Annotated in this window: 22 protein-coding genes; 5 read left to right on the top strand and 17 right to left on the bottom strand. The window is 52.0% G+C overall.

Features of this window, described 5'->3' with window-relative positions:
• The first annotated feature begins 198 nt into the window (after positions 1–198).
• Positions 199–702: a YchJ family protein gene (locus LG297_RS09870; RefSeq protein WP_404426738.1), complete on the top strand. Its 504-nt coding sequence runs from the start codon at positions 199–201 to the stop codon at positions 700–702.
• On the opposite strand, the gene LG297_RS09865 is transcribed toward LG297_RS09870, so the two are convergent.
• From LG297_RS09865 to LG297_RS09785, 17 genes are all read right to left on the bottom strand, one after another.
• Entirely contained in the window at positions 699–1,118 is a 420-nt protein-coding gene (locus LG297_RS09865) for an NUDIX domain-containing protein (RefSeq protein ID WP_404426737.1), read from the bottom strand. The two genes, LG297_RS09870 and LG297_RS09865, sit on opposite strands and share 4 nt — an antisense overlap.
• A 103-nt stretch (positions 1,119–1,221) precedes the next feature.
• The gene (locus LG297_RS09860; RefSeq protein ID WP_404426736.1) at positions 1,222–1,485 is read right to left on the bottom strand and encodes a hypothetical protein; all 264 of its coding nucleotides are present in this window, start codon (positions 1,483–1,485) and stop codon (positions 1,222–1,224) included.
• 284 nt (positions 1,486–1,769) lie between these two features.
• The gene (gene ssb / locus LG297_RS09855; protein WP_404426735.1) at positions 1,770–2,282 is read right to left on the bottom strand and encodes a single-stranded DNA-binding protein; all 513 of its coding nucleotides are present in this window, start codon (positions 2,280–2,282) and stop codon (positions 1,770–1,772) included.
• 59 nt (positions 2,283–2,341) lie between these two features.
• Positions 2,342–2,815: a GAF domain-containing protein gene (locus LG297_RS09850; protein WP_404426734.1), complete on the bottom strand. Its 474-nt coding sequence runs from the start codon at positions 2,813–2,815 to the stop codon at positions 2,342–2,344.
• Positions 2,816–2,990: 175 nt separating this feature from the next.
• Positions 2,991–4,061: a sn-glycerol-3-phosphate import ATP-binding protein UgpC gene (locus LG297_RS09845; RefSeq protein WP_404426733.1), complete on the bottom strand. Its 1,071-nt coding sequence runs from the start codon at positions 4,059–4,061 to the stop codon at positions 2,991–2,993.
• Between the two features lie 63 nt (positions 4,062–4,124).
• Complete coding sequence (gene ugpE, locus LG297_RS09840) at positions 4,125–4,979, bottom strand: sn-glycerol-3-phosphate ABC transporter permease UgpE (protein ID WP_404426732.1); 855 nt, start codon at positions 4,977–4,979, stop codon at positions 4,125–4,127.
• Positions 4,980–4,990: 11 nt separating this feature from the next.
• Positions 4,991–5,869: an ABC transporter permease subunit gene (locus LG297_RS09835; RefSeq protein WP_404426731.1), complete on the bottom strand. Its 879-nt coding sequence runs from the start codon at positions 5,867–5,869 to the stop codon at positions 4,991–4,993.
• An 80-nt stretch (positions 5,870–5,949) separates the two neighbouring features.
• The gene (locus LG297_RS09830) at positions 5,950–7,248 is read right to left on the bottom strand and encodes an extracellular solute-binding protein (RefSeq protein WP_404426730.1); all 1,299 of its coding nucleotides are present in this window, start codon (positions 7,246–7,248) and stop codon (positions 5,950–5,952) included.
• Positions 7,249–7,693: 445 nt separating this feature from the next.
• Positions 7,694–8,554 carry an ABC transporter permease gene (locus LG297_RS09825; protein ID WP_404426729.1) on the bottom strand — a complete coding sequence of 287 codons (861 nt, stop codon included), beginning with the start codon at positions 8,552–8,554 and terminating at the stop codon, positions 7,694–7,696.
• Between the two features lie 13 nt (positions 8,555–8,567).
• Positions 8,568–9,449: an ABC transporter permease gene (locus LG297_RS09820; RefSeq protein ID WP_404426728.1), complete on the bottom strand. Its 882-nt coding sequence runs from the start codon at positions 9,447–9,449 to the stop codon at positions 8,568–8,570.
• Positions 9,446–10,558 (bottom strand): ABC transporter ATP-binding protein, encoded by a 1,113-nt coding sequence (locus LG297_RS09815; protein ID WP_404426727.1) that lies wholly within the window; start codon positions 10,556–10,558, stop codon positions 9,446–9,448. Before LG297_RS09815 ends, LG297_RS09820 begins: the two co-directional genes overlap by 4 nt.
• A 132-nt stretch (positions 10,559–10,690) precedes the next feature.
• Positions 10,691–11,779, bottom strand: a complete 1,089-nt coding sequence (locus LG297_RS09810) for an extracellular solute-binding protein (RefSeq protein WP_404426726.1) — start codon at positions 11,777–11,779, stop codon at positions 10,691–10,693.
• Between the two features lie 304 nt (positions 11,780–12,083).
• A complete protein-coding gene (locus tag LG297_RS09805) occupies positions 12,084–13,202 on the bottom strand; it encodes an ABC transporter ATP-binding protein (RefSeq protein WP_404426725.1) in 1,119 nt (372 codons plus the stop codon).
• 27 nt (positions 13,203–13,229) lie between these two features.
• The gene (locus LG297_RS09800) at positions 13,230–14,078 is read right to left on the bottom strand and encodes a carbohydrate ABC transporter permease (protein WP_404426724.1); all 849 of its coding nucleotides are present in this window, start codon (positions 14,076–14,078) and stop codon (positions 13,230–13,232) included.
• Between the two features lie 15 nt (positions 14,079–14,093).
• On the bottom strand, positions 14,094–15,032 hold the full coding sequence (locus LG297_RS09795; RefSeq protein WP_404426723.1) for a carbohydrate ABC transporter permease: 939 nt from the start codon (positions 15,030–15,032) through the stop codon (positions 14,094–14,096).
• A gap of 187 nt (positions 15,033–15,219) precedes the next feature.
• Complete coding sequence (locus LG297_RS09790) at positions 15,220–16,482, bottom strand: ABC transporter substrate-binding protein (protein WP_404426722.1); 1,263 nt, start codon at positions 16,480–16,482, stop codon at positions 15,220–15,222.
• Between the two features lie 47 nt (positions 16,483–16,529).
• Positions 16,530–17,417 (bottom strand): N-acetylmuramic acid 6-phosphate etherase, encoded by an 888-nt coding sequence (locus LG297_RS09785; RefSeq protein WP_404426721.1) that lies wholly within the window; start codon positions 17,415–17,417, stop codon positions 16,530–16,532.
• A gap of 265 nt (positions 17,418–17,682) precedes the next feature.
• Here LG297_RS09785 and LG297_RS09780 point away from each other — a divergent pair, with 265 nt between their 5' ends.
• The 4 genes from LG297_RS09780 to nagA are packed head-to-tail and all read left to right on the top strand — an operon-like array spanning position 17,683 to position 21,562.
• The gene (locus tag LG297_RS09780) at positions 17,683–18,576 is read left to right on the top strand and encodes a BadF/BadG/BcrA/BcrD ATPase family protein (RefSeq protein WP_404426720.1); all 894 of its coding nucleotides are present in this window, start codon (positions 17,683–17,685) and stop codon (positions 18,574–18,576) included.
• The gene (locus LG297_RS09775) at positions 18,573–19,334 is read left to right on the top strand and encodes a GntR family transcriptional regulator (protein WP_404426719.1); all 762 of its coding nucleotides are present in this window, start codon (positions 18,573–18,575) and stop codon (positions 19,332–19,334) included. The genes LG297_RS09780 and LG297_RS09775 overlap by 4 nt, the downstream gene beginning before the upstream one ends.
• Before the next feature lie 48 nt (positions 19,335–19,382).
• Positions 19,383–20,426: an SIS domain-containing protein gene (locus LG297_RS09770; protein WP_404426718.1), complete on the top strand. Its 1,044-nt coding sequence runs from the start codon at positions 19,383–19,385 to the stop codon at positions 20,424–20,426.
• Positions 20,426–21,562, top strand: a complete 1,137-nt coding sequence (nagA, locus tag LG297_RS09765) for an N-acetylglucosamine-6-phosphate deacetylase (protein ID WP_404426717.1) — start codon at positions 20,426–20,428, stop codon at positions 21,560–21,562. The genes LG297_RS09770 and nagA overlap by 1 nt, the downstream gene beginning before the upstream one ends.
• The last annotated feature ends 8 nt before the right edge of the window (positions 21,563–21,570 follow it).

Here is a 21,570-nt window from a genome sequence, read left to right as displayed (position 1 = left end):
TCTCACGCTAGGATCGATATGCGGCAAAAAAAAGGCAAACCGCTTTGTTTTATGCAGTCTTGCAGGGCATTAGATTCAAGCAAACAAGCCTGGTGTGTTCCTGCATACGGACTGTTATAAAAACGGCATCGTATCCGTATGATCACCCGGATAAATCGACAATTAATTATATGACCAACGGACAGCTATGGATAATAAATGCCCAACCCCAAAGCCTTGACCCTTTGCCCCTGCGGGAGTGGCAAAAACTTTGGCATCTGCTGCGCGCCATTGTTGGCTGGAACCCGAAAGGCCGCGACGGCGGAGCAATTGATGCGTTCACGCTATTGTGCATTCGTATATCGAGATGCGGATTACCTGCTGTCGACTCTGGCCTCCGAAAAATCATCCGGCTTTGATGCCGATCAGGTTCGTGCGGATTGCTGTGAATGGTTGGAGCTGGAAATCATCGCAACCAATAAAGGTGGCATTTTCGATCAGACCGGAACGGTCGAATTTGTCGCCCGGTTTCGTGATAATGGCCGCGAACACGTCCTGCATGAAATATCCCGGTTTGAGCGTCGCAACGGACGCTGGCTTTATATAGACGGTGAATTTCCCGAAGCGGATCCCCGCACCGGGAAGGGCAATTTCGCAAATGTTGGCAGCAATGCCCCCTGCCCTTGTGGTTCAGGTAAAAAACACAAAAAATGCTGTGGCTAGGAGGATCCCTTTTCGGACACATAGCCGACTTCAAGTGCCCAACGATGGAATGGCCGGATCAGTTGTTGACGGGCATCATCATAGGCCAGCCAAATTAGTTCATGATCGGGTTCAAGCGGTGGCCCCAAACGTTCCGTGAACTCGCACAGGAAGAATACACCACGTTTGAGCCGAAACCGCCCCTTGGCAAAATTATTCACATACTGGGATGCAATGCCAACCCTGTTGCGGATATCGATCCTGTAACCGGATTCTTCGTAAGCTTCGCGATGCAGTGCATCACGTTCACTTTCCCCACGCTCTACCCCGCCCCCGATCAGCACAATTCCTTTTGGTGTGCGTGCAACGGCAACCTCGCCGTCACCATTCAGAATGACGGCATAGACACAGTCCTGCACAATATAGTTCTTACCCATGTCAGGGTTGCCAAAGATCGGTCCGACCAAATTTCTATTCCTGGATTTCGATCCTGCGCGGATGTTCGAATGAACAAATCAGATGTTTGAAGTTGCAACAATTTCAAATTGCCTGTGCCTGATCAAGCAGCAATTGACACCGATAGCCATCCAGACGCAATTCACTTTGGCGTGCCATGTCAAAGTGCCTTTTCAAGTCATCCTTTGATGCCGGTGTTTCAAGGGCACCAAACTCTGACACCAGTCGATTGACATATGGCTCGAGCAAGACCCGATCATGGAATTTTCCCTTGGTCAGGAATTTTTCTGCCAGCGTAAAATCGAACTGCATATTCCGGTACAGGATGGTCTGATAATTTGCATGCACCTGAAGTTTTCCATCCACAGAAACGAACAAAATGGGGAACATGGTAGCAAGTTCAGGCAAATGCAGGTTTGGATAAACCTGACCCTTCCAGTATTTTTCGGCCAGACTGCCGTAAAGATCGTAATCGGTAATCGAATAGAACCGGGCCTTGATCAGGGGGAGGAAGCTGAACTCACATCGCAGGACCGGGTGCTCTGCCTTTCACCTTTACGCATAAACAAAAATGCCCCCGGACAAAAGCATGTGCGGGGGCAAAGATGGATATTGCAACCAAATATATTGTTTTAGAACGGAATTTCGTCATCAAGGTCCGGTGCACCTGCCGGAGCAGAGCCGCCGCCTGACGAGCCGCTATTACCCCAACCCGGATCAGAAGAACCGCCGCCGTATCCTCCACCACTGTCCGAGCCACTGTAGCCGCCAGAACCAGCGCTGCCACCTTCACCGCGATTATCGAGCATGGTCAGGTTCGAGTTAAAACCTTCCAGCACAATCTCGGTGGTGTAGTTATCCTTGCCGTCCTGCCCCTGCCATTTGCGGGTACGAAGCACACCTTCGATGTAAAGCTTGCTGCCTTTTTTCACAAAGCGCTCGACAACCTCGGCCAGACCTTCGTTGAAAACGACGATGCGATGCCATTCGGTGCGCTCGCGGCGCTCGCCCGACTGGCGGTCACGCCATTGTTCCGACGTCGCGATACTGAAATTGGCAATCTTTTTGCCAGCCTGGGTGAAGCGGATTTCAGGATCGCGGCCGAGGTTCCCGACGAGAATGACTTTATTGACACTGCCAGCCATGGGTTATCTTCCAAAGTTTGTGTTGTCCGCCGTTTCGTATGTACGAAACTGGTGAGTTATCATTGCGCAAAAATGCGCTGTATTAAAGTTTCAAGTGCGATGCGATCAGTATCGTCGAACGAACCGGTCTCGACACTATCGACGTCGAGCACCGCAATCAACTGTCCTTGCGCATTCAAAACCGGTACGACGATTTCGGAGTTCGATCGGCTGTCGCAGGCGATATGCCCAGGAAAAGCATGAACATCTGCAACGACCTGGGTTTTGAGCGTCGCAGCAGCTGTGCCGCAAACACCACGGCCAAACGGAATGCGCAGGCAACCCAAAGTCCCCTGATAAGGCCCGATAACCAGTTCACTTTCTTTCGCTGGATCAACGATATAGAAGCCTGTCCAGAAATAATAGTCGAACTTTTGTGCAAGAATACAGCTGACTGTCGCCATCAATGCGGTGACATTGGTTTCCCCCTCGGTAATGCTGATCAGTTCTTTTTCGGCTTCCTGATAAAGGGCCTGTTTCTGTTCGGCGTTCACGTGATGCTCCTGCGTTGTATGGCCAAGGAACTACCCGCTTGGCTGTGCTGAAACAAGGACAAAATTAACCCGATTACGCATTCCTGCAGTCATAAAACAACCCCGGCACAATGAATGCGCCGGGGCTGCTGCAGACCGTCTTGCGACGGACCAGGGATACAGCGATACCTTGAGATCAAAGGCGCTTGCCGCTTTCCTTGTCGAACAAATGCACAAGATTGGCACTTGTCGCGAGCGACAGTTCCTGCCCCTTTTCAAACTGATGCGTGCCCTGCATGCGCAATGTCACGTTTTCATTCTTCTCGCCAAATTCCAAGTATATCAGGGTTTCTGCCCCCAGTGACTCGATCATGCGAACGCGGGCTTTCAGCGCGCCGCTGCCATCGACTTTAAGCGTAAAATGCTCAGGACGGACACCAACTACAAGATCACGGCCCGCGTCAATAACATGATCCAAGTCAATCTTGCTGCCATCCCCCAGGACGACATGGCTTTTGTCATCGGCAACCTTACCGTCAAGGAAGTTCATCGACGGCGACCCGATAAAGCTCGCGACAAACAGACTGGCCGGCTTTTCATAAATTTCGATCGGTGAGCCGATTTGTTCGGCAATGCCAGCATTCATAACGATCAGCCGATCAGCCAGCGTCATGGCTTCGACCTGGTCATGCGTTACATAAACAGATGTAATTCCAAGACGTTGCTGAAGGTTTTTGATTTCAAGTCGCATATCGACACGCAACTTGGCATCAAGGTTGGATAACGGTTCGTCAAACAGAAAGACCTTTGGCTCGCGTACAATCGCGCGCCCCATGGCAACGCGCTGGCGTTGACCACCTGAAAGTTGCTGCGGTTTACGTTCCAGATAATCGTCGAGTTGCAGAATCTTGGCAGCATCGCGAACGCGGGTATCGATCTCGATCTTGCTGTACCCGCGGTTCTTAAGGCCATAGGCCATATTCGCATAATTGGTCATATGCGGATAAAGAGCGTAGTTCTGAAACACCATGGCGATATCGCGATCAGCGGGTGCGACATTATTCACAACGCGTTCGTCGATCTTGATCTCGCCACTTGAAATGCCTTCAAGCCCGGCAATCATGCGAAGAAGTGTCGATTTTCCGCAGCCGGACGGGCCTACCAGAACGGTGAATTCCCCGTCACCAATTTCAAGATCAATACCATGCAGCGCCTTGAAGCCGTTGGTGTAGGTTTTTTCAACCTGATTTAGGGTAACAGTTGCCATTTTCGTATCCTGTATGCGGATCTGTGTATCTTTAAATCACTGATATCAAATAGTTGATCGAACTCATTTCTCGGTTTCGACCAGACCTTTGACAAACATGCGCTGGAAAATCACCACTACCAGTACCGGCGGAATGGTTGCCATGATCGTCAGTGCGAATGCTTTGGGGAATTGCGGGATCTGTCCGCCTTCATACAGCGAGTTGTAGACCTGTTTGATCCCGATCACGATGGTGTAAAGCTGGTCATCGGTCGTCATCAGCAACGGCCAAAGATACTGGTTCCAGCCGACGACAAACATGATGATAAAGATCGCGGCAATCATGGTAACCGAAAGCGGCACCAGAATATCGAGGAAGAAACGTAATGGCCCTGCCCCGTCCAGACGTGCAGCTTCGAGCAGTTCATCGGGAACAGAACGGTAAAACTGCCGGAAGAAGAATGTTCCCGTGGCAGAGGCGATCAATGGTAAAATCAACCCTGTATAGGTATTGAGCAGACCCAGTTCCGATACGACCTCATAAGACGGCACGATACGGACCTCAAGCGGCAGCAAAAGGGTCGAGAAAATCACCCAGAACAGCGGTACCGCCAACCTGAACCGGAAATAGACAATCGCATAGGCCGCCATCATTGAAATGATGACCTTCCCGATGGCAAAGCCAAGACCAAGCACCATACTGTTAAATAGCATTTCAAGGGCGGTAACCCGTCCCTTTGTTGCATCGGGGTCAAACAGTATGGCCCCGTAATTCTCGATGAAATGCCCGCCAAACCAGAACTGCAAACCGTGCTGGAACAGATATTCACGGGTATGGGTAGATGACACCAGCGCGATCCAGACCGGCAGGATCATGAACAGCGATCCAAGGATAAGGATCACATGATTGGTGATTGAACGCCATTTTGACTGATACATGATGCGCGCCCCTAATAATGCACTTTGCGTTCGATAAAGCGGAACTGGAACACCGTCAGCACGCTCACCATGATCATCAGCAGCACCGATTGCGCAGAACTGCTGCCCATATCCGCGCCAAGGAAACCATCGACATACACCTTGTAAACAAGGGTTGCAGTTGAACCGCCGGGCGACCCCTTGGTCGAAACGTCGATGATCCCGAATGTTTCGAAGAAGGCATAAGTCAGGTTGATCACCATCAGGAAGAAGGTGGTCGGTGCCAGAAGCGGAAATGTGATGGTCCAGAACCGGCGTTCGGCGCTTTTGCAATCGAGCGTCGCGGCTTCGGTCACGGATTTCGGAATGCCCTGTAACCCCGACAGGAAGAAGATGAAATTCACACTGACTTGTTTCCAGACCGCAATCAGCGTCACGACAAAGGCTGCATCCCCGGCATTCTGGATGTGGTTGAACTCAAAACCGAAACTGTTGAACAGCTTGTAAAGGTCCCCCATCAGCGGATTGAACAGCATATTGCCAAGCAAGCCCGCCACAGGCGGTGCAACGGCATAGCCCCACATCAGAAGCGTTTTGTACGATTTCGCCCCACGAATCACTTCGTCCGCACGCACGGCCAAAAAAAGTGAGATGGCGATGGAAAAGAACGCCACAAGGAAGGAAAATACCGCCGTAAAGATCGCAGATTGCAACCAGGCCCCACTGGCCAGCACATCTTTGAAATTGCGGAACCCGACAAATTGCGAAGACAGGCCAAAGGCGTCCTCAAGCAGGAAAGACTGATAAACTGCCTGGGCCGCAGGCCACAGGAAAAATATCGCAATAATCAAAATTTGCGGTGCGATAAAAAAGTATGGAATCGGGCTATGCCCGAATTGTACGCGTTTCATTGCTGACGCAACCCCAAGACTGGTCCAGGAATCGAAAAACAGGGCGGCTGTCTGAAGCCGCCCTGTCAGCGAAGTGCTGATTAGTTCGAATAGGTGTCGTTGAAGCGTTTCAGCAACGCATTGCCTTCTTCTTCGATCGCGGCAAATGCCTGATCGATGGTTGCTTCACCATTCATCATCTTGTCGACTTCACGATAGATGACTTCACGGATCTGGACATAGAAACCAAGACGGTAACCTTTTGTCCACTCGCCACCTTCTTCAGACAGCTGCTGGATTCCGACTTCGGCGTCCGGGCTTTCCTCGTAGTAGCCGTCTTTCTTGGCCAGCTCGTAAGCAGCCGTGGTGATCGGAACATAGCCGGTTTCCTTGTGCCAGTAATACTGGGTTTCCGGTTTGGTCAGGAATTCGAAGAATTTGGCAACGCCTTTATATTCTTCATCGGTATGACCGGCAAAGGCGAACAGCGAACCGCCGCCGATAAAGGTGGATTTGGGTGCATCACCAAGACCTTCCCAATATGGCAGGGTCGATGTGCCGAATTCGAACTGTGCGGACTGTTTCAGTCCCCCGAACGAGCCGGACGAACCGATCCACATTGCGGCTTTCTGTTGCAGGAAGGCATCCTGGTTTGCACCCCATGCGCGACCGTAATAACCGAAGTAACCCGCATCTTTCCACTCTTTGAGATGCTGCCAGTGATCTTTCAGCGCATCGTTGTTATAGAGCAGTTTTACATCAGTGCTATCATAACCATTATTGGCTGTTGCCATCTGCAGGTTGTGACGGGACATGAAGTTCTCAAAGAAAATCCACGGGCTGTGCGACTCAGAAAGGCCTTCGTAGCCTGCTTCTTTCAGCTTCGGCGCGACTTCTTCGAATTCCTGCCAGGTTTTCGGCACTTCAACACCGGCTTTGGCAAGCGCATCCTTGTTGAAATACAGCAGCGGGGTCGAACTGTTGAACGGCATGCCGATCATTTTGTCGTTGGAGTCCGCATAGAAATAACGAACGCCCGGGATATAATCGTTGATGTCGAAGCCGACACCGTATTTCTGCATAAGGTCTTCAACCGGATAGGTGGCACCCTTTGCGTTGATAATGGTTGCAGCACCGGCGTCAAAAATCTGAATGATGTGCGGCTGGTTTTTCGCACGGAATGCCGCAATACCGGCTGTCATCGTATCTTCGTAGCCGCCTTTGTTGACAGCAATAACTTTGTACTCGTCCTGGCTGGCGTTAAAATCGGCAGCAATCTGATCAACAACACCCCCAAGTGCGCCATCCATTGCGTGCCACCACGTGATCTCGGTTGCGGCATTGGCGGTGCTGCCAAGGGCAAACACGGCTGCTGCAGCCATCAGGGTTTTACGAAACATGATCTTCTATCTCCCAAATAAAAACTTGTACGCGCCACACCGCCTGTTGATCAGTTTGACGCAACGCAATTGTTTTCATTCGAGGGGGACGTTTCCTCAAGTGACAGTTTTCGGAAATTTACTTTTGATGCGCGAAATAACCTTATAAACCGCCGTTTTCTAGTTTTTTATTTGCATTCGACCCCTTCAAATGTTCAGATGAACATCTCATAAATCGAACATCTTGCAAAGACTTTCAATCATCATAACTGTCCTTGACTTACGGCGATTCTGCGCATCCTCCATTTTCCTAGCATTTCTGGCATTTTCACAATTGTTACGACGCCATGCATTCGTAACACTACAGTGCAGAAGTTTCACTTGGATATGCAAAACGGGCAGCCATTAAGCCGCCCGTTTAATGTTCATTCGCGAACATGCTTTCCAATCGCAAACCCTGCCCTCTTCAGCCAGTGTTTTTATCCCGCTGCACAAACACCGAAAGCAACGCCAGACCGCCGGAAACCAACATCAGCAATAATGACAGCGCATTTAGAACAGGTGTCGATCCCTGCTTGAGCCGATCAAACATCGCAATCGTCAATGGCGCGTCCGACCCGACCAGCATCAGGGTTGTATTGAAGTTTTCAAACGACATCAGGAATGCAACAATGCCTGCTCCGACCAAAGCCGGTTTCAGGAACGGAATGGTGACCGTCCAAAGGGCAGCCTGCCGGGTTGCGCCAAGGTTAAGGGCGGCTTCTTCAAGGCTGATATCAAATTTCCGAAGGCGCGCGGAAATCACCAGAGTCGTGATGGTTGTGATAAACGCGAACTGGCCGATGATCACCAGAAACAGGCCCGGTCGCAGGAAATCAAGATCCCAGCCAATGGCTTCTTCTACCCCGTTTGCAATGGCATTGGAAAAAACCAGGATCGATATACCAAGAATGACCCCTGGAATAACCAGCGGCGATAATGCGATCACATAAAGCAGGTTTTTTCCCGGAAATTGCGCTCGCTCAAACAGAAATGCATTACATGTCCCGACAATGACCGACAACAAGGTCACCCAGAAGGCGACAAAGGCGGAAACTCCAACACTTTCAAGCAGCTTGCTGTCGTTGAATATCCCGATATAGGGACCTTCATTGCCCAAAAACCATTGCAGCGTCCCGCCTTCCCACGGCATGGATGGAAACAGGCTGTCGTTGAAGGCGAAGACGCCAACAACAATCAATGGCGCACTGAGATAGATGAAAAACAGCGCGATATAGCTCGCATAGATGCCTTTATAGAAACGCGGCTGGGGAATGCTTGGAATCATGGCCGCTTCCTCCTTAGCTCACGGTTTCTGAAAGTGTCTGGCGGCTCATTTTCAAACCGCACCAGACAATCAGAGATGACAGAACCAGCAACAGGAACCCGAATGCCGATCCGGATTCCCAGTTAAAGCGGGTAATGAACTGGGTATAAATCTGTTCGGTGAACCAAAGACTATCCTTGCCGCCCAAAAGGTTGGGCGTCAGGTAGTTACCAAGAGTCAGCATGAAAACAATTATGCAGCCCGATGCAATACCGGGCATGGCATGCGGAATGACAATATCACGCGTCACTGTAAAGGCATTGCCGCCAAGGTCGTATCCGGCTTCGATCAGGCTGTCGTCAAGACTATCGAGTACCGACACCAGAGGCACAACCATGAACAGCATTGATGTATAAACAAGCCCGACCATGATGGCCGCATCATTGTAAAGCATTTCGACCGGGCCTTCCGCGATCCCTGCCCATTGCAGGAAATTGCTGATCACGCCGCTTTCCCGCAGCAGGATCATCCAGCCGAAGGTACGCACCAGCTCCGATACCCAGAACGGGATCAGGCACAGCAAAAACAGAACATTCTTGCCTTTTCCCCCTATTACCTTGGCAATGTAATAGGAAACCGGGAAACCGATCACCAAAGTCAGGCCAGTTGCCAGGGTCGACATCACCGCCGTCCGGACATAAGTGTTCCAGTAAAGTGGCTCGACAAAAAATTCGATATAATTGATCAGGCTGAATTCATACTTGCCGTATGAAATCCGTTCGCGCAACGACACTAAAAGCAGATCAATATGTGGCAGGATCACCAGCAAGAACAGCCAGAGTAACAAGGGCATGGCGAGCAACAATGCACCGAAACTCACCGTACCACCTTTACTGACAGGCGCAGAGGTCGTCATGCTGCGGCCTCCTGTTTTCCTGTCGTAACAAAGCAGCGGGTTTGTTCGGTGCCCCAGGTCAAATTGACCGCGTCACCGGCTTTCAGGTTGGCAAATGCACCGGTTTGAGGCAGCGCCACTGTCATTTCGTGGCCGGTCGCACTGTCACGAACCTGAACGCTACTGGCGGCACCATTAAACAGAACGTTTTCGACCTTTGCAGCGACTGCATTATCGGTCTTGCCCTGCCCGTCAATCGCAATGGCTTCTGGGCGAACAAAAACATCAACCGACTGCCCTTGTGCCAATGCCGGATGGATTGTACGGGATGCCAGTATCGAGCCACCGGTTGCTAAGTTGATCACAATCTGATTGCCTTGCGTCGTGCCAACAGTCCCTTTCCAGCGATTGCTTTCGCCCACGAACCCTGCAACAAAAGCTGTTTGCGGGTTGTAGTAAAGGTCCTGCGGGGCGCCGACCTGTTCGAACCGGCCAGCATTCATAACCGCTACCTGATCTGACATCACGAGTGCTTCGGACTGGTCATGGGTGATGTAAACGAATGTCGTGCCTATTTCATGCTGCAACTGCTTGAGTTCGACCTTCATATGTTCACGCAATTTCAGGTCAAGCGCGCCCAATGGTTCGTCAAGCAACAACACTGCGGGATCGAGCACAAGGCAACGTGCGATTGCAATGCGTTGCTTCTGGCCACCTGAAAGCTGACTGACCTGCTTTGACCCGGCATCCGGCAGTCCCACACGCGCCAGTGTATCATTAACCTTTCTCTCAATTGTCGCCCGGTCAGTGCCGCGGCGTTTCAGGCCATATGCCACGTTTTCCGCGACGTTCATCATTGGAAACAGCGCCAGATGCTGGAACACCATATTCACCGGTCGACGGTTTGGCGGTACACCGAGTACCGATGATCCATTGATCAGGATATCGCCCGATGTCGGAGCCTGAAACCCGGCCAACATGCGCAAAAGTGTTGTTTTGCCACAGCCGCTTGGCCCCAGGATGGAAAAGAAAGAGCCTTTTGGGATCGCGAGCGAGACGGAATCTACCGCGGTAAAAGCATTAAACTTTTTGACCACGTCGCGACATTCAAGGTCGAATTGATCTGCCATAGGAGCCTGCATGAAATGAATTACCGATGTCCGTTTGATGCCGGTCATCACAGAAAGGAAAAATGCAATGTCCCCGGCAGCTTCTGCCGGGGACAATATCATCCGATCCAAACAGGATCAGAATTGCTTGGCTTACGACTGTGCTGCTTTCACACGGTCAAGCGTTTTTCCTTCAAGGGTTTCCAGACCAGCCGGAACCGTCGGATACCATTTAATGTTATCAAGGGCTTCTGCCGGGAAGCTGTTCTGGAACTGTGCCTTCAGCTTGTCGTCGGCAAACTCGTCCGCTCCCTTCGATGCAGTAAAGTTACCAGCACTTGCGGTAATTTTGGCAGCAATTTCAGGCTGCATAACGAAGTTGATCCACTTATAGGCGGCATCTTCGTTTTCGGATTTGCGCGGTAGCACGAAGGTATCGATCCAGCCCAATGCTCCCGATGCCGGGGCAACAAACGTGATATCGGCGTTATCGTTATTGAGCTTCCAGCCGCCGGTATCCCATGCCATCGCGGCAACCACTTCACCGGAACGCACCAGATTCAGAAGCGCATCGCCCCCTTCCCAATAGGTTTTTACGTTCGGCTTGCACTCGACCAGTTTCTTTTCAACGGCATCAAGAATTTCCTGATACTTGGCTTCATCGCCATAGGCCGCAAACGGGTCCATACCCATTGCAAAGGCAAAACCGATCAGGGTCGGACGTTTGAGGCGATAGGAAACTTTGCCCGAAATATCGGCATTGCAAAGATCGGTATAATCTTTGACGTCACCAGCTTTAGTCGTGTCAACGATCAGGCCGCTGGTCCCCCAGACATGCGGGACACCATAAACTTCTCCGTCAAGCGTAGTATTTTTCTTGGTCGCTTCCAGCATCGAGGGGATGAATTTGGCAGCATCAATTTTGGAAATGTCGATTGGCTTGTAAATACCATATTCAAGCTGTGCACCGGAAATGCGGTCCTGCGACGGCTGTGCAAGGTCGAAACCGCCACCACCCGTTGCACGCAGTTTGGAAATCATGTCTTCGTTATTTGAAAGCGTAACCTCGACATCAATGCCCGTCTCTTTTTCAAACATCTCGACGACATCATCCGGAGCATATCCGCCCCAAGTCAGCAAGCGGAGTTCTTCGGCCTGTGCGTTTGTGCCAAGCATCACCATTCCGGCAAGGGCGGTAAGCCCGAGCAGAGAACCGCGCAGTGCGCCATGCTTTTTCGACATTATTCTACCTCTCTGTTGACGTGACGGCACTTCCCTTGTCCGGCGTCAATGCATTCTAAGGCACTGGTAACGTTCCGGGACAGCACCAGTATCGCAAGAAACTCTGTTGAAACGAAAGCAAAAACGATCATTTTTCGTTCTTTTGAACAATTCGTTTCAATTCTCGCCGCCAAAACCGATTTTCCGCAAGTTAAACTTATGCAACAATTTTTCGGGCTGCTGAGATGCAACGTCATCAGTCTATGAACGAAAAAGGGCAGCCCAAATAGCTACCCTTCGTATCTAAATATCTGGAAGAAAAGCCCTAATCGTCCGCACTGTATTCTGCCGGACATTCAAGCTTGGCATAGGCCTGCCCATTCGGGTCAAACAGATGGGCCGCTCCGGCCTCCGCCGCGGCATTGATGGTTTCGCCGATTTTAACGCGGCTATGGCCTGGCGCACGAACCGTAAAACGGTCGCCATTGGCAAGCTTCAGATACAAATAGGTAGAGTCGCCAAGTTTCTCGACAACGTCGACTTCTCCGGTAACCGATACCGTCCCCTGCTCTCCCAGTGAAAGATGTTCGGGGCGGATACCCATCTCAACATCTTTGCCAACATCACTGGCAGGTATATCGAACGGCAAGACAGCCTTGGCACCACCGGGGACAGTAACCGTCACCTTGCCCTGCTCGACCGCATCGATATGCACGGTGGTGAAATTCATCGCGGGCGAACCGATAAAGCCGGCGACAAAACGGGTTTGCGGGTGATGATAAAGCTGCATCGGCGATCCGACCTGCTCGACATTGCCTGCATTCATCACAACGATCTTGTCGGCAAGCGTCATGGCTTCGACCTGATCATGCGTGACATAGACAATCGTCGATTTCAGTTCCTGATGCAGCTTGGCGATTTCGAGGCGCGTCTGGACACGCAAGGCGGCATCAAGGTTCGATAGCGGTTCGTCAAACAGGAAAACTTTCGGTTGACGCACAATGGCACGACCAATTGCGACACGCTGACGCTGCCCGCCCGACAATTCAGAAGGACGACGATCCAGCAGCTTGTCAAGTTGCAGAATGCGGGCGGCTTCTCGCACTCGCTGGTCGATCGCGCTTTTGTCGTGATTGGCCAGCTTCAAGCCGAACGCCATATTTTTATAGACTGTCATATGCGGATAAAGCGCATAGGACTGGAACACCATCGCAATCCCGCGGTCGCGCGGGCTTTTTGTGTTGACGATATCCCCGTCGATCATCAGATCACCCGCAGTGATATCTTCCAGACCGGCAATAATGCGCAAAAGTGTCGATTTGCCACAGCCTGACGGTCCAACAAATACGACAAACTCGCCGTCCTTCACATCCAGATCGATGCCATGCAGCACATCAACAGCGCCATAGCTTTTGCGTATCTGGTCCAGTTTCAAATCAGCCATTTAGGTAAGCTCCTGTCACACCCATACTCATTTCACCGCGCCAGATGTCAGGCCGCGAATGAGTTGTCGGGAGAAAATCAGATAAAGGATCAGGATCGGAATGATCGCGAGGCTCAGCGACGCCAGAACCGCGTTCCAGTCGGTAACGTACTGACCGATAAACTGCTGGATACCCAGTGTGATTGTCTGCTTGCCGTCACCCGGTGCGAGGATCAGCGGGAACCACAGATCATTCCAGATCGGGATCATGGTAAATACGGCCACCGTTGCCACGGCCGGACGGATCAGCGGCAGGATAACCGCAAAGAAAATCTTGAATTCACCGACCCCGTCGCAACGGGCGGCTTCTTTCAGATCCTTGGGTATCTGATGCATGAATTCCGTCAGGATAAAGATCGCCAGCGGCAATCCTTGCGCAACATAAACCAGTATCAGGGCGGTCAGCGTATTGATCAGACCCAATTCAACAATCAGATTCAGTATTGAAACCGACCCGAGCCGGATCGGCACCATGATGCCAACCGCCAGATACAGCGCAAGCCAGGTATTGCCGGGAAACTTGTATTCCGAAAGCGCCCAGGCCGCCATGGAAGCAAGCAGCAGAACAATGACGATGGTCACGACCGTTACGGTGAAGCTGTTAAAGAAAAACAACTCGAAATTCGATCTCGCCAGAACCTTGGTGAAGCCTTCAAGACTGAAGGTTTCAGCGTTCGGCAGGCTCATAGGGGCGCTGAAAATCCCCTTACGGGATTTGAAGGCGTTGATGATCACGAGAAAGATCGGATACAGCGCCACCAGCGTGTAGGTCATTAGGATCGCATGCACGATCACGGCACGCGACATGTCTTCACGACGGATATTTTTAGTCATCATGATCTTGCCGCCTCCTTACAGCTGATAGCGCGCCAGACGGCGCTGTACGGCGAACAGATAGAAAAGAACACCGGCAAGAATGATCAGGAACATCAGTGACGCGACCGTCGCCCCCAGGCTTGGATCACCAAGCTGCAACTGGTAGCCAAAGAATGTGCGGTAGAACAAGGTACCCATGATATCGGTCGAGAAATTGGGCCCGGCAAGCGCACCCTTTACGGCATAAATCAGATCGAACGCATTGAAATTTCCGACAAATGTTAGGATGGAAACCATCGCAATTGTCGGCAGAACAAGCGGCAGCTTGATATGCATGAACACTTCAAAATGGGTCGCACCATCGACAATTGCCGCATCGACAAGGTCATCAGGGATCGCCAAAAGAGCAGCATAAATCAACATCAACGGAATGCCGACCCACTGCCAGACCGAGATAAAGGAAAGCGTGATCAGCGCCGAACCCTCCTTGCCCAGCCATGGACCGAACAGGGATTTCAGCCCGAAAATATCAAGGATATCGACACCCACTCCCCAGACAGGGCTCAGGATCAACTGCCAGATGAAACCGACAATTACCACCGATAGCATGGTCGGCATGATCATCATCGTGCGATAGGTATTGCGGAACCTTAGTTGCGGCAGGCTCAAAATACCCGCAAGCGCGATCCCGATCGGGTTCTGCACCAGCATGTGAACCGCAAAGAATTTCATATTGTTCCAGAAACTGTTCCAGAAGGTCGCTGACCAGTCCGGATCACCCAGTATGGTCCGATAGTTATCAAGACCGACAAAGGCCATCTCCCCGCCGCTGGGTGTAGTGTAGAAACTAAGCCGAATGGAATCGATCAGCGGATAGATCATGAACAATGTGTAGATGATCGTCGCTGGTGCCAGAAAGGCAAACACTGGCAATTTTGCCTTGCGCCAATCGGTCATGGGCCCGGAATGCGCCATACCTTATCCTGTCTTTCTGAGATTAAGCGTACGGGGAACGCGCCCCGGTCGAAAGCGTTCATCTGAGCGCCTGATTGCAGTCCTGTCCGCCCGGTTTGTCAATCGGCGTGATTTTCTAAACTGCAGGATATCCGACAGATACAAGGATGGCAGGCGCAAGAAATCGCCTGCCATCTGTATTCAGGCCTTACTGATGCGGAGCATACCACTTCGCAAGTCCGGATTCGGCGGCTTTGCCTGCCTCTTCCGGGGTAACAGTTCCGTTGATAACCTGTGCGGAAATGTTCCACAGCTCGTTTTCAAGGTTCGGCGTGCCGCGTGAAAGGATCTGATACGAGTTACGAATGGTTGACTCGCATTTCTGGCGCCAGCTGACGAACTCGTTGGCAACCGGGTCGCCGATTTCGACCTTATGGTTCGACAACGAGAAGAATCCTGGCAACGCGTTCGAATAAAGGGACGCAAATTCCGAACCGGTCATCCATTCAAGAAATAACTTCGCTTCGGCAGCATTCGGCGATTTGGCATTCAAGCCCAGCGCAATATCAGTATGGTCACTGATATAGCAGGTATCCGACTCCTCTGCCGGGGGCGGTGGAAATGCGCCGAATTCAAACTCAGCCTGACTGTTGAACAACGAAATATCCCACGAACCAGCCGGATAAACTGCCGCACGACCAAGCGAGAACAGGTTCTGCGCATCCGGATAGGATGTGGCTTCATAACCGTCCGGCAGATAATCTGCCCAGCTTGCCAGTTCGGTAAAGGTATCAATATAAGGCTGGTCGGTGAATTTCTGGCTACCATCGATCAGGGCTTTACGGCCTTCCTCGCCTTTCCAGTAATTCGGGCCGATATTCTGGAATCCCATGGTTGCGGCTTCCCACTGATCGGCGGTGCCCATTGCCATCGGGATATAGCTGCCTTCTTCCTTGATTTTATCAAGGGCGGCATAGAATTCTTCACGGGTTTGCGGTACTTCTACACCGGCTGCCTCGAAGGCTTCCTTGTTATAGATAAAGCCATGAATAACTGATGCCATCGGCAGGCAGAAGGTGACCGAGCCGTCATCCGTCTGCCATGCAGACTTCGCAACATTCGAGAAATTGTCCATGCCTTTGATATCATCAAGCGGTGCAAGATTACCCTGCTTGTAAAGTTCAAGCGATGCATCGAAAGGACGGCACGTGATCAGGTCACCAGCCGTGCCGCCAGCGAATTTCGCATTGATCAGCGCGTTGTAATCGGTCGGTGGGGTCGGCGAGAAAGTCACCTTGATTTCAGGGTATTCCTTGTTAAAGGCCGGAATAATCTGATCATTCCAGATATCGATATCGTCGTTACGCCAGCTCTCGATCACGAGTTCGCCAGCAGATGCCATCAACGGGACCAGGGCGACACTTGCCGCCAGGGTCGCTGCCAGGCCTTTTGCAAACACTTTATTCGACATTTATGCCTCCTCTGATCAATGTCGGCGGACTGCTATCCCTGCAGATGTCAGTCCTTATACTCAAGCGCTGCCCGGAGATTTCCGTTAAACATCGCAAGAATTTCTTTGGCTTTCGCGGTCCCATGCCCTTTAGCAATCAGGACCGCGGTGCGGATATCAAACTGTGCTTTTTCAAGGGCATTTTCGGCATTCCTCGCATCGCAACCGGCAATATGCCCCGTAATGCGGATTGCACGATCATGCAACTTGATGTTTTCGGCACGCATGCCAACCATCAGATTATCAAAAAGTCGCCCCAGCTTGCTCATGACAAGCGATGAAAGGATATTGATAGCGGCCTTCTGCGCGGTTCCTGCCCCCATACGGGTTGAGCCGGCGATAACCTCGGGTGCGCTATCAAGAAAAATGCCGCATTCGGTCGCGCTCAGAAGTTTGCCATCTGGATTGTTGCAGATACCCACAGTATAGGCACCGCGTTCACGAGCCAGTTCAACCGCGCGCAGTGTATAAGGTGTCGAACCACTGGCGGCGACGGCAATAACCGCGTCACCTTCACTAATGCGATATCGGACAATCTCGTCTTCGGCTGCTTTTATATCATCTTCGGCGGAATTGAAGGCGCCCGGTTCGCTTTGCAAGCCACCCGCCAGCATGACGATGGTCATGTCTTCGGGCCAGCCAAACGTTCCGCCAAGTTCCTTGGCATCTTGCCAGGCCACCGTGCCGGAAGTTCCGGCACCAACATAAACAAGACGCCCGCCACGGCCCAGGCGATGTGCTATCCCGTTTGCAGCTGTTGCCAAATCCGTCAGGACCGGACCCAGCGATGCGACCGCGCGCATCTGGCCTTCCCACAAAGCCATAAGGAAATCGGCGTCGGACCACTGATCCAACCCGGCAAAGCGCATATCAAATTCTTCAGTGCGTGATGCCATTTTCCAATCTCCCTCCAGCAATTAAATACCATTATGATACCAGCAAGGCAAGATACTTCCTGATCAATTGTCAAAATCAACACCAAATCATTGCTTAATGTATTATTTTTCAGTTACATAAGTCACATTTTGAATTTCCTATTATAGCTTTCACCCTATTTGTATAATGCCAAAATGAGACCATCAACAGAACCAGTGGATTTATATTGGTATTGCTTCTTATGATACCACTCTGCTATGATCCTGTGAGTTAGGGATGGTCGAAATGCAGAATACACAAAAAGAAAAGCTTTACCTTGGCATTGATGGTGGCGGCACGCGCTGTCGGGCACGCATTGTAAACAATTCGGGCGATACCCTTGGTGAAGCAACGCGCGGCGGGGCAAACACCCGCCTTGGTATCGACCATGTCTTTGGTGAAATCATTGCCGCCGCGACGATGGCGCTCAAAGAATCCGGCCTTCCCGATGACCGCCTTTCGGATTTGCACGCCGGTCTGGGATTAGCCGGCTTGCCACTTGAGCGCGAACGCAAACTTGCCGAGTCCTATAAGCATCCTTTCGCCAGTGCCTGTTTCGCGACGGATGCCTATACGGCATGCCTTGGTGCGCATGATGGGGGTGATGGTGGGATATTGATTGTTGGAACCGGGACGTGCGGACAGGCAATTGTCGCAGATCGAGAGCTGGCACTTGCCGGTTGGGGGTTCGAGATTTCAGATATCGGAAGTGGTGCCCGTATTGGCCGTTCTGCAATTGAAACAGCCCTTCTCGCTCACGAAGATCTGGTAATGCCATCCGAACTGACGCGCGCCGTCATGCTGCATTTCAACAACAACCCCGAAGAAATCGTTGCCTTCGCCGAGAAAGCACGACCGGCAGATTATGGCGCATTTTGCCCGATGGTGTTCGACGCGGACAGCCACGGTGACTCGGCTGCCGCCGCCATCATTGATGTTGCTGCAACAGCTAATCGCAACATTTTGCGCAAGCTTCAGGAATTCGGGGCGAAAAGGCTGAGCTTGATGGGCGGCCTTGCCGAACAGATGGCAAAACGCATGCCCGATGATATCCGGTCACATCTGGTTCCGGCACATAACGATGCCCTGCATGGGGCAATCATCATGGCCAGGAAACACCAAAAGGTGATGCACGCATGATCAGTACAGCTGACGTTATTGCAAGCCTGCATGCGCGGGACATCGAAAATATCGGCCACGGCCCGCTTTATCGCCGTTTGCAAACGGCAATCAAAGCCGTAATTGATGATGGTATCCTGAAAGTCGATGACGCACTGCCAAGCGAACGCGATCTGGCCAACGAACTTGGCATTTCCCGCGTTACCGTCCGCAATGCCATGCGCGCCCTTGTCGAGGAAGGCGTTCTTGTACAGCGTCATGGTGCGGGCACATTTGTTGCCCCTCGCGTTGAACAGGCCCTTTCGCGCCTGACATCCTTTACCGAAGACATGATCACGCGCGGCATGAATCCCGGTGCGATCTGGATTGAAAAAACCCTTGGCCATGCTTCTCCCGAAGAAGCCATGGCGCTTAATCTTTCGCCGGGTACAGAGGTAACAAGGCTGCGGCGTTTACGCACGGCCAATGATAAGCCGATGGCGCTCGAATACGCAGTCGTGCCGCGCGCCTTCCTGCCAAGCCCCGATGAAGTAGAAAAATCGCTTTACGATGCGCTGGCGACGTATGGCAAAAAGCCTGAACGCGCCCTTCAGCGTCTTCGTGCTGAGTTGTTTGATGACGAAACCGCCAAAATCCTTGGTGTGCCCGGTGGCAGTGCAGCCCTTTATATCGAACGCCGCTCCTTCCTTGCCAATGGTACACCGGTCGAATTCACCCGTTCCTATTATCGAGGCGACAGTTACGACTTCATCGCCGAAATGCAGGTCGACACACGCTGACAATGATCGCGTTGCACGTCGTCCCAAAAGTTTGAGGAAACACTCGATATGAGCACACGCTGGACAGCGAAAACCCAGATGGGCCGCGAACTGGCCGAAGCCCCGGCCATCGTTGCCAAGCAGCTTGATCACAACAAGGCTGCAATTGATGCTCTGGTCACCGACCTTCGCGCCAATCCGCCGAAATTCGTTGTGACCTGCGGGCGCGGCAGTTCCGATCACGCAACGCTTTATGCCAAATATCTGATTGAAAGCCAGCTTGGCATTCCGGTCGTATCTGCGGCCCCGTCTATCGTTTCGATCTATAAGCGGTCAATCGCCAGCAAGGATGCCCTGTTCATTGCCGTATCCCAATCAGGTAAAAGCCCGGATCTGGTTAAAAATGCCGAGGCCGCCCGTGATGCGGGTGCCCGCACCGTGGCATTGGTCAATGTAGTCGATTCCCCATTGGCCGATATGGTCAATCACGTTATCCCGCTGATGGCGGGTCCTGAAAGCAGTGTTGCTGCCACCAAATCCTATATTGCAACATTGTCCGCCATCGCGCAGATCGTTGGGCGCTGGACTCGGAATTCCACCTTTAACAAGGCGCTTGCCACCCTGCCCGCATCGCTGGAACAGGCCCTTGGCAAGGATTGGCTTGATGCCGCCGATGCAATTGCAAAATCAAACGGTCTTTATGTGATCGGTCGTGGTCCGGCCTTCGCCATCGCACAGGAGGCCGCCCTAAAATTCAAGGAAACCAGCAGCCTACATGCCGAAGCTTTCAGCGCGGCAGAGGTCAAACACGGCCCGATGGCACTGGTGACCAAGGATTTCCCGTTGCTGGTCTTTTCCCAACAGGATGCGTCGCGCGAGAGTGTAGAGGGTTTCCTCGAAGAAATGCGGGCGAAAACCGATAACCTGTTTGCGGCCGAAACCGGCCATGCCGATATCAAAGGTCATCTTCCGGTGGTCGAGGATATCCACCCGCTTCTGGCCCCCATCGCGATGATCCAGACATTCTATACGCTGGCAGAACATGTTGCTCTGGAACGTGGTTGCAATCCTGATGCGCCGCCACACCTGTCCAAAGTCACGGAGACGCACTGATGACCGATTTTGCCATTACCAATGCACGTGTCTTTGACGGTACAGATTTCCATAACGGCAAAGCTGTCATTGTTCGGTACGGCAAGGTCGATGCGATTGTTGAAAGCCGCGACATTCCGGGAAATATTGCAGTAATTGATGCAGAAAATCAGACACTTGCTCCGGGCCTTATCGATGTTCAGGTCAATGGCGGCGGCGGTGTATTGCTTAATGACGAACCGAATGTCGACGGCATTCGCGCGATCATGGCAGGTCATCGCAAATATGGCACAACGGCCATGCTGCCGACCCTGATCACCGATCACCGCGACAAAATGGAAGCCGCGATTACGGCCGTCGCCGATGCAATCAATCAGGAAGTGCCGGGCATTGTAGGCATCCATCTGGAAGGCCCGTACCTGAATGCCGAACGCAAAGGCGTGCATGACGCGACCATCATCCGCCCGATGGAAGATGACGCTATTGATCTGCTTACCCGATTGCCCAACGGTCGCATTCTGGTGACCATGGCCCCGGAAAAGGCCGCCAAAGGCACAATTAAAAAGCTGACCGATCATGGCGTTCTGGTTTGCGCCGGTCATACCGCGGGCACTTATAGCCACATACAGGCTGCCATTGCCGAAGGCATGCGGGGCTTCACGCATTTGTTTAATGCCATGAGCCCGATGACCCACCGTGAACCCGGTGTTGCGGGTGCGGCGATGGCCGATGATAGCACTTGGTGCGGACTGATCGCAGATGGCTATCATGTACATCCTGCCGTTCTGAAAGTTGCCATTCACGCCAAGGCTAAAGGCAAGATCATGCTGGTGACCGACGCCATGCCAACGGTCGGAGCAAACGAAAAACGCTTTGTTCTGGGTGGCGAGGAAATCATTGCTACCGATGGACGCTGCGCATTGGCTGACGGTACATTGGCCGGATCGGACCTCGATATGATCGCTGCGGTTAAGAATTGCGTTGAAATGGTCGGCATCGATCTTGGTGAAGCCCTTCGCATGGCATCCCTGTATCCTGCTGCATTCCTGAAACTCGATGATATCATGGGGCACCTCGCACCGGGCTATCAGGCCGATATGATCCTGTTTGATGATGACTACAACGTCACGCGCAGCTGGATCAAGGGTGTAGAATAATATCGCTA

Origin of the sequence: Thalassospira australica (assembly GCF_044790785.1) — a bacterium.
In the GTDB taxonomy this organism is placed as follows: Bacteria; Pseudomonadota; Alphaproteobacteria; order Rhodospirillales; family Thalassospiraceae; genus Thalassospira; species Thalassospira australica_A.
This window is presented reverse-complemented; position numbering and strand designations above follow the sequence as displayed.

Excerpts from the sequence above, each read along its gene's own strand:
- LG297_RS09865 (WP_404426737.1), bottom strand. The coding sequence starts at position 1,118 with ATGGGTAAGAACTATATTGTGCAGGACTGTGTCTATGCCGTCATTCTG.
- LG297_RS09775 (WP_404426719.1), top strand. The coding sequence starts at position 18,573 with ATGATCAGTACAGCTGACGTTATTGCAAGCCTGCATGCGCGGGACATC.
- LG297_RS09790 (WP_404426722.1), bottom strand. The coding sequence starts at position 16,482 with ATGTCGAATAAAGTGTTTGCAAAAGGCCTGGCAGCGACCCTGGCGGCA.
- ugpE (WP_404426732.1), bottom strand. The coding sequence starts at position 4,979 with ATGTATCAGTCAAAATGGCGTTCAATCACCAATCATGTGATCCTTATC.
- ssb (WP_404426735.1), bottom strand. The coding sequence starts at position 2,282 with ATGGCTGGCAGTGTCAATAAAGTCATTCTCGTCGGGAACCTCGGCCGC.
- nagA (WP_404426717.1), top strand. The coding sequence starts at position 20,426 with ATGACCGATTTTGCCATTACCAATGCACGTGTCTTTGACGGTACAGAT.
- LG297_RS09770 (WP_404426718.1), top strand. The coding sequence starts at position 19,383 with ATGAGCACACGCTGGACAGCGAAAACCCAGATGGGCCGCGAACTGGCC.
- LG297_RS09800 (WP_404426724.1), bottom strand. The coding sequence starts at position 14,078 with ATGATGACTAAAAATATCCGTCGTGAAGACATGTCGCGTGCCGTGATC.
- LG297_RS09830 (WP_404426730.1), bottom strand. The coding sequence starts at position 7,248 with ATGTTTCGTAAAACCCTGATGGCTGCAGCAGCCGTGTTTGCCCTTGGC.
- LG297_RS09835 (WP_404426731.1), bottom strand. The coding sequence starts at position 5,869 with ATGAAACGCGTACAATTCGGGCATAGCCCGATTCCATACTTTTTTATC.
- LG297_RS09820 (WP_404426728.1), bottom strand. The coding sequence starts at position 9,449 with ATGACGACCTCTGCGCCTGTCAGTAAAGGTGGTACGGTGAGTTTCGGT.
- LG297_RS09805 (WP_404426725.1), bottom strand. The coding sequence starts at position 13,202 with ATGGCTGATTTGAAACTGGACCAGATACGCAAAAGCTATGGCGCTGTT.
- LG297_RS09785 (WP_404426721.1), bottom strand. The coding sequence starts at position 17,417 with ATGGCATCACGCACTGAAGAATTTGATATGCGCTTTGCCGGGTTGGAT.
- LG297_RS09795 (WP_404426723.1), bottom strand. The coding sequence starts at position 15,032 with ATGGCGCATTCCGGGCCCATGACCGATTGGCGCAAGGCAAAATTGCCA.
- LG297_RS09870 (WP_404426738.1), top strand. The coding sequence starts at position 199 with ATGCCCAACCCCAAAGCCTTGACCCTTTGCCCCTGCGGGAGTGGCAAA.
- LG297_RS09825 (WP_404426729.1), bottom strand. The coding sequence starts at position 8,554 with ATGATTCCAAGCATTCCCCAGCCGCGTTTCTATAAAGGCATCTATGCG.
- LG297_RS09780 (WP_404426720.1), top strand. The coding sequence starts at position 17,683 with ATGCAGAATACACAAAAAGAAAAGCTTTACCTTGGCATTGATGGTGGC.
- LG297_RS09815 (WP_404426727.1), bottom strand. The coding sequence starts at position 10,558 with ATGGCAGATCAATTCGACCTTGAATGTCGCGACGTGGTCAAAAAGTTT.
- LG297_RS09845 (WP_404426733.1), bottom strand. The coding sequence starts at position 4,061 with ATGGCAACTGTTACCCTAAATCAGGTTGAAAAAACCTACACCAACGGC.
- LG297_RS09810 (WP_404426726.1), bottom strand. The coding sequence starts at position 11,779 with ATGTCGAAAAAGCATGGCGCACTGCGCGGTTCTCTGCTCGGGCTTACC.